The organism is Coleofasciculus sp. FACHB-1120 (genome assembly GCF_014698845.1).
In the GTDB taxonomy this organism is placed as follows: domain Bacteria; phylum Cyanobacteriota; class Cyanobacteriia; order Cyanobacteriales; family FACHB-T130; genus FACHB-T130.
This window is the reverse complement of sequence record NZ_JACJTV010000008.1, coordinates 159,670-174,388: the sequence shown is the minus strand read 5'-3', so window position 1 is coordinate 174,388 and position 14,719 is coordinate 159,670. Positions and strand designations below refer to the sequence as shown.

At 45.4% G+C, this 14,719-nt stretch carries 14 protein-coding genes and 1 pseudogene; 8 read left to right on the top strand and 7 right to left on the bottom strand.

Annotation, left to right across the window (positions count from 1 at the left end; translation table 11 throughout):
• Positions 1-46 precede the first annotated feature (46 nt).
• The 3 genes from H6H02_RS10650 to H6H02_RS10640 form a co-directional block, all read right to left on the bottom strand.
• The gene (locus H6H02_RS10650) at positions 47-730 is read right to left on the bottom strand and encodes a hypothetical protein (RefSeq protein ID WP_190817353.1); all 684 of its coding nucleotides are present in this window, start codon (positions 728-730) and stop codon (positions 47-49) included.
• A complete protein-coding gene (locus tag H6H02_RS10645) occupies positions 727-2,166 on the bottom strand; it encodes an AAA family ATPase (RefSeq protein WP_190817350.1) in 1,440 nt (479 codons plus the stop codon). The genes H6H02_RS10650 and H6H02_RS10645 overlap by 4 nt, the downstream gene beginning before the upstream one ends.
• Before the next feature lie 228 nt (positions 2,167-2,394).
• Entirely contained in the window at positions 2,395-2,829 is a 435-nt protein-coding gene (locus H6H02_RS10640; RefSeq protein ID WP_190817348.1) for an HHL1-like protein, read from the bottom strand.
• Between the two features lie 334 nt (positions 2,830-3,163).
• On the opposite strand from H6H02_RS10640, the gene H6H02_RS10635 reads away from it, so the two are divergent.
• The gene (locus tag H6H02_RS10635) at positions 3,164-4,105 is read left to right on the top strand and encodes a ParA family protein (RefSeq protein ID WP_190817346.1); all 942 of its coding nucleotides are present in this window, start codon (positions 3,164-3,166) and stop codon (positions 4,103-4,105) included.
• Positions 4,106-4,766: 661 nt separating this feature from the next.
• Here H6H02_RS10635 and H6H02_RS10630 read toward each other — a convergent pair.
• Positions 4,767-5,132: a cupin domain-containing protein gene (locus tag H6H02_RS10630; protein WP_190817344.1), complete on the bottom strand. Its 366-nt coding sequence runs from the start codon at positions 5,130-5,132 to the stop codon at positions 4,767-4,769.
• A 131-nt stretch (positions 5,133-5,263) separates the two neighbouring features.
• Here H6H02_RS10630 and H6H02_RS10625 point away from each other — a divergent pair.
• Positions 5,264-6,457: pseudogene (locus H6H02_RS10625) on the top strand (transposase).
• A gap of 33 nt (positions 6,458-6,490) precedes the next feature.
• Here the strand turns inward: H6H02_RS10625 and H6H02_RS27870 are convergent.
• Complete coding sequence (locus H6H02_RS27870; protein WP_347342600.1) at positions 6,491-6,649, bottom strand: hypothetical protein; 159 nt, start codon at positions 6,647-6,649, stop codon at positions 6,491-6,493.
• 727 nt (positions 6,650-7,376) lie between these two features.
• Between H6H02_RS27870 and H6H02_RS10615 the strand changes: the two genes are divergently transcribed.
• Positions 7,377-7,724, top strand: a complete 348-nt coding sequence (locus H6H02_RS10615; RefSeq protein WP_190817413.1) for a hypothetical protein — start codon at positions 7,377-7,379, stop codon at positions 7,722-7,724.
• 86 nt (positions 7,725-7,810) lie between these two features.
• On the opposite strand, the gene H6H02_RS10610 is transcribed toward H6H02_RS10615, so the two are convergent.
• Positions 7,811-8,341, bottom strand: coding sequence for a single-stranded DNA-binding protein (locus H6H02_RS10610; protein ID WP_190817342.1), 531 nt, complete (start codon positions 8,339-8,341; stop codon positions 7,811-7,813).
• A gap of 51 nt (positions 8,342-8,392) precedes the next feature.
• On the opposite strand from H6H02_RS10610, the gene H6H02_RS27610 reads away from it, so the two are divergent.
• Complete coding sequence (locus tag H6H02_RS27610; RefSeq protein WP_277922543.1) at positions 8,393-8,521, top strand: hypothetical protein; 129 nt, start codon at positions 8,393-8,395, stop codon at positions 8,519-8,521.
• Positions 8,522-8,525: 4 nt separating this feature from the next.
• On the opposite strand, the gene H6H02_RS10600 is transcribed toward H6H02_RS27610, so the two are convergent.
• A complete protein-coding gene (locus H6H02_RS10600) occupies positions 8,526-11,063 on the bottom strand; it encodes a mannose-1-phosphate guanyltransferase (RefSeq protein ID WP_190817338.1) in 2,538 nt (845 codons plus the stop codon).
• Positions 11,064-11,563: 500 nt separating this feature from the next.
• Between H6H02_RS10600 and H6H02_RS10595 the strand changes: the two genes are divergently transcribed.
• The 4 genes from H6H02_RS10595 (at position 11,564) to glsA (ending at position 14,495) form a co-directional block, all read left to right on the top strand.
• Positions 11,564-11,746 (top strand): hypothetical protein, encoded by a 183-nt coding sequence (locus tag H6H02_RS10595; protein ID WP_190682676.1) that lies wholly within the window; start codon positions 11,564-11,566, stop codon positions 11,744-11,746.
• A 31-nt stretch (positions 11,747-11,777) separates the two neighbouring features.
• Positions 11,778-12,614 carry a cobalt-precorrin-6A reductase gene (locus H6H02_RS10590; RefSeq protein WP_190817336.1) on the top strand — a complete coding sequence of 279 codons (837 nt, stop codon included), beginning with the start codon at positions 11,778-11,780 and terminating at the stop codon, positions 12,612-12,614.
• 3 nt (positions 12,615-12,617) lie between these two features.
• Entirely contained in the window at positions 12,618-13,445 is an 828-nt protein-coding gene (locus tag H6H02_RS10585) for a PHP domain-containing protein (protein WP_190817334.1), read from the top strand.
• A 69-nt stretch (positions 13,446-13,514) separates the two neighbouring features.
• Positions 13,515-14,495 carry a glutaminase A gene (gene glsA / locus H6H02_RS10580; RefSeq protein WP_190817332.1) on the top strand — a complete coding sequence of 327 codons (981 nt, stop codon included), beginning with the start codon at positions 13,515-13,517 and terminating at the stop codon, positions 14,493-14,495.
• The last annotated feature ends 224 nt before the right edge of the window (positions 14,496-14,719 follow it).

The window sequence follows — 14,719 nt, the reverse complement described above, 5'->3', positions numbered from 1 at the left end:
CTGCGTTTATAATGCGTTGCGCCAATTGAAATAATGAGGTTATTAGTTACTTTTGACTGGCATCAGCTTTTTGAAGAGCTGCAATAATGTCATCTTTTTTTATCTTTGAAGGTAGCTTTATATTTCGTTCTGCCGCGAGCGTTTTTAGAGCCGCATTTGTCATTCCAGTGTAGTCCGGTTTTTTAGCCGGAGGTGTATCACCTTCCTCCGTTCCTCCCTTTCCTGGCTGATTCAGGATTGGTTGAATTTTTGTAACAAATTCATTAATATGTTCACTGATTTTGTTGCTAATCAGTTGAAGTTTTCTATCTATCAAACTCTCAATTTCAGGCAATATACTTTCAAGTTGTATTACTCCATTTGATGGTTCAACCGTATTTAAAGGCTGTGTGTCAGCAATTGGTGACTCATTATTAAAATCTCGATTTCTCAGGACTTTAACCTGATCCATGAGAACTCCCTCATTTTCTGATTCAATAATGAAAGCTCCAATCATTTCTCCTTTACGAGGATCTATCTCACGAGCCTTAACAGCGGCGTAGTATTCAAAATGTCCATTAACTACCTCATAGGATTCTAGGCTAGTTCTGCGAATAACTGGGGGATTAATAATACCTTCAGCTTTTAAAATTAACTCAGCAGTCTGATTTAACTCATCCTCTGAGAATTCTGAACGGGGAACATTAGAGTTAATTTTTTTTACTCCTACGAGCGAAGTAGATAATTTCATGCAGTTAGTCCTATTTCTCGCAAAACTTCTTCTGCTAGTAAATTAAATTCCTGAGCGGAGGTAGAATCCGGCTTGAAATCAAGCACCGAGATTGGATCTGGTATTTCCATGTTACCTACAATCTGAACTTTTTCGGTACACTTTGCCAGCTCCTCTCTTTCATAAATAACGCTTTCCATTACTTTCAAATCGTAGCGTTTGGGAATTACCTCTAAGCGCCGTGGTAAAGTATATTGAATAAATCTTGAATTCGTAGATATTTTACTAGGAAGAACACCTAATATTTCAATAGCTGGCTTATTGAGAAATTTTCTGAACTCATTATTTGTTTTAACAAAATCCTTGACGTTTACTAACCCTTGATTAGCAAAGGGTTTTAAATCAGAAGGAATAATTAGATAGTCAGCGGTGATTAGAGCAATTCTGGCATAAAGGTTTAAAGATGGTGGCGTATCAATAATTACAACATCGTATTGAGCTTCTACTGCTTTTAGTTTTTGCAGGAGCATTAGTTTACTAGAATCTTGTTGGTTTAGCTCAATTTCGTATTGCATTAAACTGATGTGGGAAGGCAACACATCAATTTCAGGGTTACTATACTGAGATTTCTTAGCAACTTCGTTTATAGGGTAAAACTCTTCTGACCTCAATAGATGACGAACATTGCAATCTTTTAGCTCATCTAGTTCTTCATCATCAAATTTTGCTAAACCTGCGGCAAAGGTAGTGTTAGCTTGACTATCTAAGTCAACAATCAGGACTTTTTTGCCTTTCTTTCTGATAGCAGCGGCTAGGTTAACAACAGTTGTTGTTTTGCCTACGCCGCCTTTGTTGTGGTAAACCGCAATTGTTTTCACAGTATGTTGCCTTTCTTGTTGAATAATTGGTGTGGATCTGAGTTGAGAATTAATTAATTCAGGTTGTAATGTTTTTTCCTCTACCAAAGGTTCATTTTGAGCGTTTTCAAGATTAATTTTGATATTAGTTGGATCTTCAGTAGTTTTTTCGTTTAAGTTATTTCTACCAATAATAGTTTTTATATTGTCTATTTTAGAGCTAATCTCTCTGCCGGAACAGTGAAATACTAGCTGAATATTATCCTGATTTTTTTTGTAAATTCTAAGTTCCTTGCCATTCGTTAACAATCCATATTCTACATTCAAACTCATTAAGTAGCGCTTGAGTCTGCCAGTATGTCTATTTAAGTTTTGATTGGGATGCTTTGCTTCCATTACAACGCTTAATGGCGAGTTGTCATCCAACACAAATGGGATGACTTGCGCTGCAAATGCCAAAAAGTCTAATCGAATACTGCCAACGGCAATCTCTTGATGCCAAGTTTCTGGAGTATATCCTAGCTGTGGCAGCAGATATTGAACGATGAGTTTACTTTCTACTTCACTCTCATTTCGGCAAAGCTCAGGGTTGAAGTTCAATTGTGTTCTTCCTCTCCACGGCACTCATTGAAACCTTAAACCTATCTGATTGTCCTCAGAGCGAGGTTTTTCGTATTAGGGTATTGACCGCTTCTTAAGGACATGGGTCAAGTTCCTTTTAAAGTTTAGCGTCTGCTCAACTGGCAGTGGCAAAAGTGATTTGGATGCGATCGCTCTGTATGTATGCCCCTATCCGAAGAAAGCGATCGCATCCTTGCACTAAACAAATTAACCCCGTTTCAGGAGAGCAGAGAAGCTGTTTTTCAGCTTATCGATCGTTGCTTGGATCGCGTTCGGTACAGATGGCTGAGGAGGAACGGCAACTTGGATTGGCTCATCTGCATATTCAGAACCCTTGAGGCGATAGCCGTATTCCAAATTGTTCTGGTTCTTGCGGAGGACGGGAAATAGACGGAAGGCTCCTTGGCGTAAGTCTTCCTGGGTGTCGAAGATGGCTTGATTAATCTTACTGGTGCGATTCACCGCTAGGGAACCGACTGGAAACCAGTTTTTTTTACCTTGGATGCGAATGTAAATATTGAATTCGGGTACTCCTTCGCCCTTCATCTTGTCGTACTTTTTGGATGCTTCGGCGCGTTTGGTGGAGCTTTTGGGAGCTTTTTTAGTTTTTTGAACTTTGCCAAATCCACTATTAGTTGTCATAGATACCGATCGCTTTTTTGTTTTATTGATAAAAGTTTACATAATTTTCAGAATTCTGGGAGAGTTGATTTCAGCGCAAGTGCTGGGCAAACGCTGTAGGGTAAGAGAAGCGATCGCGCTTATAATCGCTATTCTGGAGAGATTCCGCTTTGAGAGGCGATATCCATGACCAACGGAACACCGCGATCCCAAATCGTCGCAACTCTCATATCGCACTATTGCCTTACGACGGCGAATCCAAGATTATTATTAAGGCTGTAACAGTTGACCAGGGATTGAGTGACTGCGATTCGCTTTGTATCTAGCGGGGCGTAGGCTTGAGAGGAGCTAATAAATGGGATATGTAATTGCAACGGTAAACATGAAAGGCGGCGTCGGTAAGACGACTCTCAGTGTCAACTTGGCGACTTGTTTAGCCAAACATCATGGGAAGCGGGTTCTAGTCGTCGATTTAGACACGCAGATCAGTGCTACGCTCAGCCTGATGTCCCCACAGGACTTTGGAAAGAGCCGGAAAGAAAAACGCACGTTGAGACAACTGGTTTATAAAGCAGTTAAACCCGATAGTCCAAGCAATCTTTCAATTCAAGATATTATTCAGCCTTACGTTTGCACGGTTAAAGGGCTGGATTTATTACCGGGGGATATAGACCTCTACGATGAATTTTTAGTGTCTGAGATGCTCCATGAAAGAGCGCTAAGGGATGGCAATAGTAATTTCATTCAAGTTTGGAATGAGTTTGAAAAGCAATTAGTCAGAGGGATTTTACAGCCGGTAATTAAAGATTACGACTTCATTATTCTGGACTGCGCTCCTGGCTACAATCTTTTAACTCGTAGCGGGATTGTTGCTAGTAATTTCTACTTGCTACCAGCTAGACCAGAACCTTTATCTGTTGTAGGAATTCAACTGCTAGAAAGACGGATTAATAAGCTCAAAGAAAGCCATAATTTGGATGGCTTACTCAATCTCCGACTGATGGGAATTGTCTTTATTATGTCAGGGAATATACTCACCGGAAGATATTACCAGCAAGTAATGCAGCGAGTCACTGAAGATTTTACCCCGGCTCAAATTTTCAAAACCCGCATTCCAATGGATGTGAATGTCTCTAAGGCGGTTGATAGTTTTACCCCGGTGAGTCTCAACAACCCCAATTCATCTGGCTCTAAAGCATTTTTTAAGTTAACCCAAGAATTTTTGCAGAAGTTACAGGTTTCTGGTGGGGTGTATCAGGCTCCAGAAGCCAAGGTGAACTTAGCCAACCTCGATTAAAGATTCGTAATGAGCAGTTAACGGTGGATTAATTAATCTCCGATTTCTTGGGTAGGGGCTTTTTTATGCCATGCCCCTACTTAATCCACGTTCTGTAGGTTCCTATCGCCCCAGGATTCTCTGCTACGGACTTATATGGGTTTGGTAGATGCGATCGCACTCGTATCCTTCATCCCCACGATTCTTACTTAACTTTGTTTCATAATCTGAATAGTATCTCCCTGCAAATAGATGAATTTTGGTTTCATTTACTGGTGCTTCTGGAGATGCCTGCTAAAGTAAAAATATGAAGCTAAACAGCTTCCCTGACAGATTCTACAGCGCGGTTCACATACGACTTGAGAGGTAAAAACGCTGTTTCATTTAACATCTGTCTCATCCAACAACAGCAGCACTCATCCAGAAGGCTGATATTTCCTAAGCTAGTGACTAGGGAGCGATGCAACTAAACTTTGTAAGTTAGTGCAACTCCACGTCGAATTGCCCATAAGAGGAAATCACTTAGCGAGTCTGGTTGGAGTGCTGTTGTTGTTTTAAAGATTTACATTGAATGAATCAGCTATTTCCGAGTCTAGGAAGCGATTCAAAAATAATGCGATGCGATCGCTGGCAACCAAATGGCAGTAGCGGCAATTTATGAACTTTGCCAGCGTTGATTCACTTAGTCTTCGTAAACCGTTTCGTCTTCCTTACGCCACGCCGGATCGACAATACAGATAAACACCAACGGTTCAGTTCCGCAACTGTGAATAAATTGCTTGGCATTCGGCGGAATATACACCATATCCCCAGGTTCTACCAACTGGGTTTCATCATCAATGTGCATCTCACCAGCACCGCTAAGGATGTAGTAAACCTCGGAAGTTGTTAGCGAATGCGGTGTCGAAGTTTGTCCCACCGGCAGAATCGCGTGAGCCAAGCTGTAACGCAATTCTACCGGCTGTTTATCTGGATGCAATAACTCTCTCAAGTGAGTGGCATCACCAGCAATAAATTCCTCGCAGTCATTGAGCTTTTGAATTAGCATTCTGATTCAGAGAGTAAAAAAACACCCGCTGTAATCTTACCCAAAAATTACGGGTTTAAAGCCCCGTCCTTCTAGGGCAATTTTTCTTTGTTTATAGCCATAAGTTGCTATAAACCCGGTAGGATATTCCCATGATTGTATTAGAGTTCAAGTTAAAAGGTAGACATGAGCAGTATCGGGTCATTGACGACATGATCCGAACCGCGCAGTTTATCCGCAACAAAGCACTCCGGTACTGGATGGACAATCAAGGAATTAAGCTCTCTGACCTCTACAAACAATGTGCTGTATTAGCCAAAAAGTTTGATTGGGCAGGGAAGCTTAACTCAATGGCGCGTCAAGCCTCGGCTGAACGCGCCCTGATTGCAATTCAACGTTTCTTTGCTAATTGCGAAGCGAACTCCCCTGGGAAGAAAGGATTCCCGCAGTTCAAGAAGTGTACTCGCTCTGTAGAGTACAAGACTAGCGGGTGGAAGCTTTCTTCCGATAAGAGACACTTGACTTTCACGGATGGCTTTAAAGCTGGAACGTTTAAGTTAGTCGGCTCTCGCGACCTATATTTCTACGCTTCCGAAGAGATTAAGCGAGTGCGGGTAATCCGTCGCGCTGACGGCTACTACAGCCAGTTCTGCATTAATGTAGAACGAGTAGAAAAAATCGTTCCTACGGGCAAAGCGGTTGGGCTGGATGTGGGATTAGCCCATTTCTACACTGACAATACAGGAGAAACTGTTCCAAACCCTCGGCATCTTCAAAAAAGCGAGAAAGCTCTCAAGCGCTTGCAACGAAGAGTTTCTAAGAAAAAGAAAGGATCAGCCAACCGCCGGAAAGCCATTGATCGGCTAGGAAGAAAACACCTAAAAGTCAGTAGACAGCGTAAAGACTTCGCCGTAAAAACGGCGTTGTGCGTGGTGAAATCTAGCGATTTCGTAGCCTACGAAGACTTGCAGGTGAAGAATATGGTGAAAAACCACAAGCTTGCCAAAAGCATTAGTGATGCAGCGTGGTCACAGTTCGCCCAATGGTTGCAGTATGTAGGGAAGGTGTAAGGGAAAACAGTAGTTGCTGTTGCTCCTCAATATACATCCCAAGATTGTTCTAACTGCGGTGCGACAGTTAAGAAGTCGCTATCAGTCAGGACTCATGTATGTGGCTGTGGAACTGTATTAGACCGCGACCACAACGCCGCACTAAACATTTTGGCTAAAGCTTTAAGGCAAACAGGTATTGATTTAAATACGGCGGGGCACGCCGGAATTAACGCTTTCGGACAGACCGATCTCTACTCGCGGGTGGTGACATCAACGAGCAAATCGACTGGTTGAAGAAAGAATCTCGCGCGTTTACGCCGAGCAGTGTCAAATTGTGTCTTGAGAATGGAACGAAAAACCTGGAATTGGGCGATAGTCAGAGCAGTCAATCGCTTCTTCAGTCTGGGCAATACTCGGTTGCACGGTACACTTAAGCCGATAATCGCCGGTAAAATAGCGACAATTGCTACAGGGTACACTGTGCATTTGTTTAGCTTTGGTAAAACTCGTGGAGATCGTACTAAATAGACTCCAGCCAATCAAAAGGAGCAACATCCACGCACACAAAAAGCATAGAGGTACTAAAACTGGCTGGATTGCATGAACCAGAACGAATAAAAGTTGAAACACAGGCTATTTTTTGAGGAGGAGTGAACAGAGCTACTTAAACAAAATTATTTCACTTCCTCAGAGTTTGCCTCAAACTTAGGGATTAGTTGTAACTTTCTGTAAAGCTTAGTTTGCCTTGTCAAGGTGGCATTGTTTTGTCCCTTATCTTACCCTAAGCCCTCAAAATCTAATTCTAGGGCGATCGCGTTCCCAGTCCATCTAGGCAGATTAACCGAAAATCAAGGGTTTTGTTTGTGTGCTTGCTGTCGCTGTACGGTTTTAACCGCTAGGTTCAAGATGTAAGTTGTGCCTACATAAATTGATAGATAGACACTGGCAGAGCAGAAAGTTAAAATACACTATCCTACCAAGAAAATAATTATTTCGATTGAGGGGTCTTACACTCCTTTGGTGGTGTAAGGGGTTGTGCATCTACTGAACCGACGGACAAGAAAGATCGCTGGCGACTAGAACGGCAAGCCAAATGTTCTGCTGCCGCGAAAGGCAAAGCATTTAATCCGCAGAATCGAGCGATCGCTCTAGATTTTATGCGCGATCGCTTCGCCGATATCGCTGCTGCCGGAGAGTGTCAAAATATGCACCCATGTTTATCCCTTCATTTAGGAACGACAGTATCACCTTTCCCCTAGAACTTGCTCTCTGTCGCTCAAAGCTTGAGCGCGACCCGTCTAGGCGATATGTGGCTGAGCAACACGCTCTGATTTCCTATGACATTTCAACCAATAGCAAAAGCTATGACTTAGGCGCTCAAGGTGCATCACTGATGCCTTTACGAGAGCGAGACGTAACAGCGCTCTCAGAGCTATTTGAACGGGATGACAGCGAAGAAATTGAAGCAGATATTAACCAGAATCTTCTCTGGCTGTGGCCTGAACCTTGCTGGGATGACGAAGACCCCTTTGGTTTTTTGCAGGATTATCTTCACAAATAACTGTTAATTGTGAGTCATTAGCCCTTAGCCATAAGTATGTTGCCAAGATATGTTGCTAAGGATTAATGACTCATGAGCCATAACAGCTAAAAGGGAATGTCGTCGATATCTCCTTGAGGCGGTGGGGTAGAACGGCTGCCCGTTCGGGAGGGGACGCGGCTGGGCGGTGCTTCCTCTGTTGAAAAGTCGCCAGACATTCCCCCATCGCTGTCATCAGCAGGTGCAGATGACGGGCGACGAGAACCCATTGGAACGACATTGCTAGGAGGAGTCGATTCAACTGCCGAAGTGTCAAAATCTGTATCGATTGCCACTTTGTGAATCCGGGAAACCGTTAACTCGGCGCGTTTTTCTTTAAAACGCTCTCCCCGCTCTTCTCGTTCAGTGGTGTTCATCGTCAGGCGACCTTCAAGGACAACGCGATCGCCCTTCTTGAAACTTCCCTGAATTTCTTGCGCTAAATTGCCCCAGCCGACGACCTTCACCGTTGCCGGGGGGTCTTCGGCCCGCAGTCCAGGAAACTGTACCATCATCTCCGTAACCGCCGTTTGGGTATCCGGCGTGTAACGAAGTTGGGGTTCCCGAATAATCTCCGCCATTAAAATGCAGCTGTTCATAACTCCAAGATCCTCGCGCTGAACCGAGCGGCCTCATTCATGATAGAACAAATGTACCAAAGAAGACTCAAAAATGGGTATGGTAACGGGGAACTTGGTTATTCGCGATTAGTCATTCGTCATCAGCGAATAACCAAGGATGAAGGAGCGATCGCTCTTCACCGATTACCGATTACCTAACACCCTACACCAATTGCAATTTAACTTCCTCCACACCTTCCTCTTGGTCAACAAACGATTGAACCCGACCGCGATACTCTCGTAAGGTTTCATCAACCCAATCCCGGTCATTACTATTTGCGAAGATATGCACCTGTGGCTCACCCGCATCGGGCAACACTAGTACCCAGCTATCATCCTGGTAGTTGCAAATCTTCACTCCATCCACTAATTCCAGATGTTCGGCTGGGTGGGTTTCTACTAAATGGCGCATCAAGGCCCCTTTTGCCGTCCAGGGGCAGCGCACCGTGTAGCTCTTGTGGTAAACGCGGGGGAGATCGGCGCGGATTGCCGCTAGATTTCGCTCTTGCATCGTCAGCATCTCCATCATCTTGGCAATGCAGAACATGGCATCAAACCCCGGATGCAGCTGTGGAAAAATAAAGCCCATTTCCCCACTGCCTCCCAATACCACGTTCGGATTCGTTTGAGACGCCTCCATCAACGCCGTGGGATTTGCCTTCGTGCGAATCACCTTAGCATCGTGGCGACGGGCAATCTGTTCTACCGCACTGCTGCTATGCACCGGCACCACTACCGTTCCTCTAGGATGAGCGGTCAGAATCATGTTAACCATCAGCGCCGTCAACATTTCACCGCGAATCGGCGTACCCGATTCATCCACCAAAATTAACTGTTCTCCATTTGCGGATACCTGGACGCCAAAATTAGCTTTTAACGCTTCTACCACATGACCCAGCTGATTGAGCAACGCTTCTCGTTCTGCCGCAGCCAGTCCCGTTTGATTCAAGCTGGCATTCAGTACCACAGCATCGCAGCCAAATTTTGCCAACAGTTGCGGCAGAATGGCTCCTGAAACTGCATAAACGTAGTCAATGACTACCTTTGAGCCTGAGTTACGAATTGCCCCCGTATTGAGATGGTTCTCAAATGCCGTGCTGTAAACATCTAGCACCTGGCTGGGGTAGGCGACATTTCCAGTTTCTTGAATCTGGACTCGCCGTAAGTCTTCCTTAAAATAAGCCCCCTCAATTTTTTTCTCTTGGGCTTTCGAGATATTGATGCCCTGCCGATCAAAAAATTCGATCAAAATGTGGTCGGGTCGATCTGGATGTACCCGCACGTGGATACCCCCTGCTACCGAGTAAGTGGGAATAACCGTGCGGGAAATGGGGATTGCAGTTGCTTCTAGGTTTTGGACGTGGATGCCCACCGACATCAAACCAGCAATCAAAGCGCGACTGACCATGCGGGAAATATTCCGCTGGTCGCGGGAAATGGTGATCTGGGAACCGGGCTTTAATGTGGAACCGTAAGCTGCACCCAGTTTGACGGCAAATTCTGGAGTGATGTCGATATTTGCTAACCCACTCACACCTCGTTGCCCAAACAAATTGCGATGAGCGGTGTGACCCCAAATCAAGTTAATGTTTAATGTCGCGCCTGATTCAATTTGTTTGCTCGGCCAAACACGCACCTGGGGCGAAACTTGCGCTTCTTCCCCAACGGTAGAGAGCGAACCCACTACGGCTCCTTCCAAAACGTGCGATCGCCTATCGACTCTGGTGCCGCGACCAATCACGCAAGCCCGCAGATGCGCTTCCTCGCCAATAATCGCTCCATTCCAGACAATCGGACGCTTCAAGTTTGCGTCAGCTCCAATCGTCACGTTGTCGCCAATTGAGGTTCCTGGTTCGATATGCACTCGTGCCCCAATCCGGCAGTTATTCCCGATCAGTGCAGGCGCTTCAATTTTGGCTGATGGGTCGATATGAGTATTCTGACCTATCCACAATCCTGGAGACACTTGCTCGTAAGCAAAGTCTAATTTAACTTTTTCATGTAAGCCATCATATTGAGACTCTCGATAAGCATCTAAATGACCTACATCACACCAATACCCTTGGGCAACGTAGCCGTACATCGGCTCGTCTCTTTCTAGTAGCAATGGGAATAAGTCTTTCGAGAAGTCAGATTCTTGATTACTGGGGAGATATTGCAGGACTTCTGGTTCCAGAATGTAGGTGCCGGTGTTGACAGTATCCGAGAAAATTTCGCTAGAAGAAGGCTTTTCTAAAAACCGACGAATTCTCTGTTTTTCATCTGTAATTACTACACCAAATTCAATTGGATTTGGAACCTGGGTTAAAATCAGGGTCGCTTTTGACTTCTGTTTTTTGTGAAATTCGATTGCCTGTGTTAAATCAAAATCAGTAACGCTGTCGCCGCTAATGACTAGAAAGGTTTCATCTAGTAACTCAGCAATGTTTTTGACACAACCAGCCGTACCTAAAGGCTGGTCTTCTTCAATCGCATAGGTGATCTGCACTCCAAAGTCGCTGCCGTCCTGGAAGTAGTCTCGCATGACATCAGGGAGATAATGCAGAGTGGCGATAACCTCCGTAATTTGATGCCGCTTGAGCAGATTAATGATGTGTTCTGCAATCGGTCGATTCAGAATGGGCACCATCGGTTTGGGAAGATCGCACGTCAGCGGCCTCAGCCGCGTTCCTGAACCGCCAGCCATCAGCACTGCTCGCATAAGTCCTCCTGATTTTTTGTTATAGTACGGGCGCGGTCTTGATGATTTGAGTAGCTTAAGTCTTTTCTTTTAGTCTCCTATAACCTTGAAAATTAAGGTATCCCTCATAAGATTAGAGTGCCGCCTTGACTCTGGGCAAATCCTTTGAGGCTTTCATTTTAAAACGAATTCTAAATTTAGCGGCAGCCCCGGAATTGTGTCATTGATTTGTCCTCGATTCCTGGTATCTGCTGGCGCATCGTTCCAAAAAATTGCTTTTGTTACATCTGGTGGGTGCAGCTACAACTCAACCTCGAATAGGTTAGAACTGAATCAATGCTACTTTGCCGTGTAGCCGGAATCAATTGCGTAGTCTAGCTTACACTTGAGATAGAAGACAGGATGCTCAAATTTTCTGGGAATCCTCAGGGCGGATGTCTCCCACAGTGTTGGCAAGATTCACAGTTGCGGGTGGCGACAAAAATGCAGCCAGTTTTAATGGGTTAATGAGGATTGTTTGAATGGGTACTTTATTAGGCTTATTATTCCTAGGGGCTTATGGCTACGGCGGCTGGAGGTTCTGGAAAGGCTTTCGCCGGACAAATTTCAGCCAAGGTCGGCTCGTTCTGGCTCTCTTATGGCCTGCTTTGATAATTGGTAATAAATCCTATCGTCAGAACTTTAGAAAAGCACTCAAGGGGTAGGGGAAGAATCAAGGGTGAGGGATAAAGAACAATGAATCCTTCATCCTTTGAGCAACGCCTGTGGCTGATTGGGGGCACTCAGGAGAGTGCTGAGTTAGCAAAGGCGATCGCTCACTTCCATCTACCCTGCATTGTTACTGTCACCACAGAAGCCGCTAGAAGGCTGTATCCATCGATACTCTCCTTACAAATTTGGGTAGGTTATCTGGATGCAGCGCAGTTGGAGCGGTTTTTAAAAGAGCAAGGAATCGTGGCGATTTTAGATGCGTCTCATCCCTATGCGGCGGAGATTTCCAAGCTAGCGATCGCAACTGCCCAAAAGCAACAGATTCCCTATCTCCGCTACGAGCGTCCGGTTATTGATGCAAGCTTACAGAAGCAGCTGGTAATAGAGCTAGATAGTTTCGACACGCTTTTATCTGGAGACTACCTACAAGGGCAACGGGTGCTACTGACAATTGGTTATCGAAGCTTGTCCCGGTTCCGTCCTTGGCAAGAAAAGTCTACTTTGTTTGCCCGAATTCTTCCTTCCGTAACAGCGCTGGAAGCAGCTTTACAATCAGGGTTTACACCCGATAAACTGATTGCGATTCGCCCCCCCATCTCTACTGAATTGGAAACGGCTCTTTGGCGTCAGTGGGACATTTCCCTGGTGGTGACGAAAGCATCGGGAACTGCTGGGGGAGAGGAGATCAAGCGCAGAGTTTCCGCAGAGTTGGGCATTCCTTTAGTGGTAATTACTCGTCCAGAAGTTGCGTATCCGCAGCAAACCAGCGACTTGAAAACAGCGCTAGAGTTTTGCCAAGACATCTTTCGACTGAGTTTAGTCCGCCACAATCTTACCGAGCGTGAATCAAGCGACAATTAAAGAATGCTAGAACTACACTGCCACACCACATACTCAGACGGCACCCTTACACCAAGCGAACTCGTTAACGCGGCGATGAGTGCCGGAGTCCGCGCCCTTGCCATTACCGATCACGATACGATGAACGGCTGGGATGAGGCGTTTGCTGCTGCCGAACAGCATAACCTGGAAATTGTCCCTGGACTGGAACTCAGCACCGTTCACAACAATTGTTCCTTACATATTTTGGGCTTTTACCCGGATGCACAGAAGCTGCGAGAACCTTTAGGCGATCGCCTAGAAGGACGGAAACGGCGATCGCAACAAATGGTCGCCAAACTGGCAGAATTAGGCTACCCGATTCAGTTACCTGAATTAGGTGAAGGCATGGCACCAGGGCGTCCTCATATTGCCAGTGCCCTTGTGAAAGCTGGTTATTTTCAGTCATCGCGGGAAGCTTTCGATCGCCTGCTGGGGGATGATAAACCCGCTTATGTGCATTACGAGAAATTCTCGATTGTTGAAGGGATTGCCATGTTACGTTCTTGCGGTGCCGTGCCTGTGTGGGCGCATCCCTACCTGTTTCGAGGGGGTGATGTGAAGGAAGTGCTGAAAGAATTGGTTGCTGCTGGGTTAATGGGCGTTGAGGTTTATCATCCTAACCACAGCGCCAAAGAAATCCAAAATCTCAAAAAGTTGTGCGCTGAATATGGCTTACTGATGACAGGCGGCAGCGATTATCATGGACCCAGTCCCGATCCGAAAACTCCAGATCGCAGTACGCTGAATATGCTTCAGGTACCTTTAGATTTGCTTGAACCCATCAAACAGGCAGCGGCAAGTTTACGTTAATTTTTAATCGCTAATGTCACCCGAACAATTAGCGATTACCCATTCCCCATAACCCATTCCCCATAACAAATGGCAAGTGCCATCCTACAAGACTTTATCAACGACTTGCATCTCAAGTACAAGTCAATTCATGAAGGTGTATTGGCAAACTATATCCCGGAACTCGCCAAGGCAAACCCGGATTGGTTTGGGATATCCATTGTCACTGTGGATGGTCAACTTTATGAAATCGGCGATTGGGAACAGTTGTTTACGCTTCAGTCAATTTCCAAGGCATTTGTATACGGAATGGCGCTAGAGGATCATGGGCGCGATTATGTTGTGAAGAGGGTGGGAGTGGAACCCACCGGCGATGCTTTCAACTCAATTATTAAGCTGGATGAATCCTCAAAGCGACCGTATAACCCAATGGTAAATGCGGGAGCGATCGCTACCACCAGTTTAATTAAAGGAGTGGGGCCAACTGAGCGGTTAAACCGGATGCTGGATATGTTTCAGCGTTACGTTGGACACAACCTATTTATTGATATGTCCGTGTTCATGTCAGAGCGAACGACCGGACATCGCAACCGAGCAATGGCGCATCTGATGCTCAATTTTGGCATGATCGACGCGAAAATTGATGAGGCACTGGATTTGTACTTCCAGCAGTGTTCTTTGATGGTAAATTGCCGTGATTTGGCAGTAATGGCAGCGACTCTCGCGAACAACGGCATGAACCCCATCACTCAAGAGCGTGCGGTTGATTCCCGTTATATCAGAGATATCTTGACTGTCATGTACACTTGCGGGATGTATGACTTTGCGGGAGAGTGGGCGTATAAAGTGGGTCTTCCCGCTAAAAGTGGCGTATCGGGCGGACTAATTGTGGTGGTGCCACAGCAAATGGGTATTGCGATTTTTTCACCCCCGCTAGACTCGCATGGCAGCAGCGTCAGGGGGATTAAGGTGTCTGAGGAACTGTCAGAGCAGTTCGGGTTACATTTATTCGACTTGCAGACAGATAGATCCCGATTACTAGATACTTTGTGCAACAAGCTAGCAACTTAATCTGAATGGCACCACCGCCATGAACCTGCAAATAAATTCTATAGCTAGAAGCAATGCCAAGCTAAATCAGGCTGACTGAGGGAAAGTTGAACCCGTTTTAACAGGTTTTTGCTTTAAGCCCAAACTTTGGTTCAGGGCTTTAGTTTAAAACTTGAGTCAGTGCCATTCAACTGAACCTGAATAGCACTGATATTTAGTCGAAATTCCGCAGCCTGAACCCTCGG

Excerpts from the sequence above, each read along its gene's own strand:
- H6H02_RS10650 (WP_190817353.1), bottom strand. The coding sequence starts at position 730 with ATGAAATTATCTACTTCGCTCGTAGGAGTAAAAAAAATTAACTCTAAT.
- H6H02_RS10640 (WP_190817348.1), bottom strand. The coding sequence starts at position 2,829 with ATGACAACTAATAGTGGATTTGGCAAAGTTCAAAAAACTAAAAAAGCT.
- H6H02_RS10635 (WP_190817346.1), top strand. The coding sequence starts at position 3,164 with ATGGGATATGTAATTGCAACGGTAAACATGAAAGGCGGCGTCGGTAAG.
- H6H02_RS10630 (WP_190817344.1), bottom strand. The coding sequence starts at position 5,132 with ATGCTAATTCAAAAGCTCAATGACTGCGAGGAATTTATTGCTGGTGAT.
- H6H02_RS27870 (WP_347342600.1), bottom strand. The coding sequence starts at position 6,649 with ATGCACAGTGTACCCTGTAGCAATTGTCGCTATTTTACCGGCGATTAT.
- H6H02_RS10615 (WP_190817413.1), top strand. The coding sequence starts at position 7,377 with ATGTTTATCCCTTCATTTAGGAACGACAGTATCACCTTTCCCCTAGAA.
- H6H02_RS10610 (WP_190817342.1), bottom strand. The coding sequence starts at position 8,341 with ATGAACAGCTGCATTTTAATGGCGGAGATTATTCGGGAACCCCAACTT.
- H6H02_RS27610 (WP_277922543.1), top strand. The coding sequence starts at position 8,393 with ATGTACCAAAGAAGACTCAAAAATGGGTATGGTAACGGGGAACTTGGT.
- H6H02_RS10600 (WP_190817338.1), bottom strand. The coding sequence starts at position 11,063 with ATGCGAGCAGTGCTGATGGCTGGCGGTTCAGGAACGCGGCTGAGGCCG.
- H6H02_RS10595 (WP_190682676.1), top strand. The coding sequence starts at position 11,564 with ATGGGTACTTTATTAGGCTTATTATTCCTAGGGGCTTATGGCTACGGC.
- H6H02_RS10590 (WP_190817336.1), top strand. The coding sequence starts at position 11,778 with ATGAATCCTTCATCCTTTGAGCAACGCCTGTGGCTGATTGGGGGCACT.
- H6H02_RS10585 (WP_190817334.1), top strand. The coding sequence starts at position 12,618 with ATGCTAGAACTACACTGCCACACCACATACTCAGACGGCACCCTTACA.
- glsA (WP_190817332.1), top strand. The coding sequence starts at position 13,515 with ATGGCAAGTGCCATCCTACAAGACTTTATCAACGACTTGCATCTCAAG.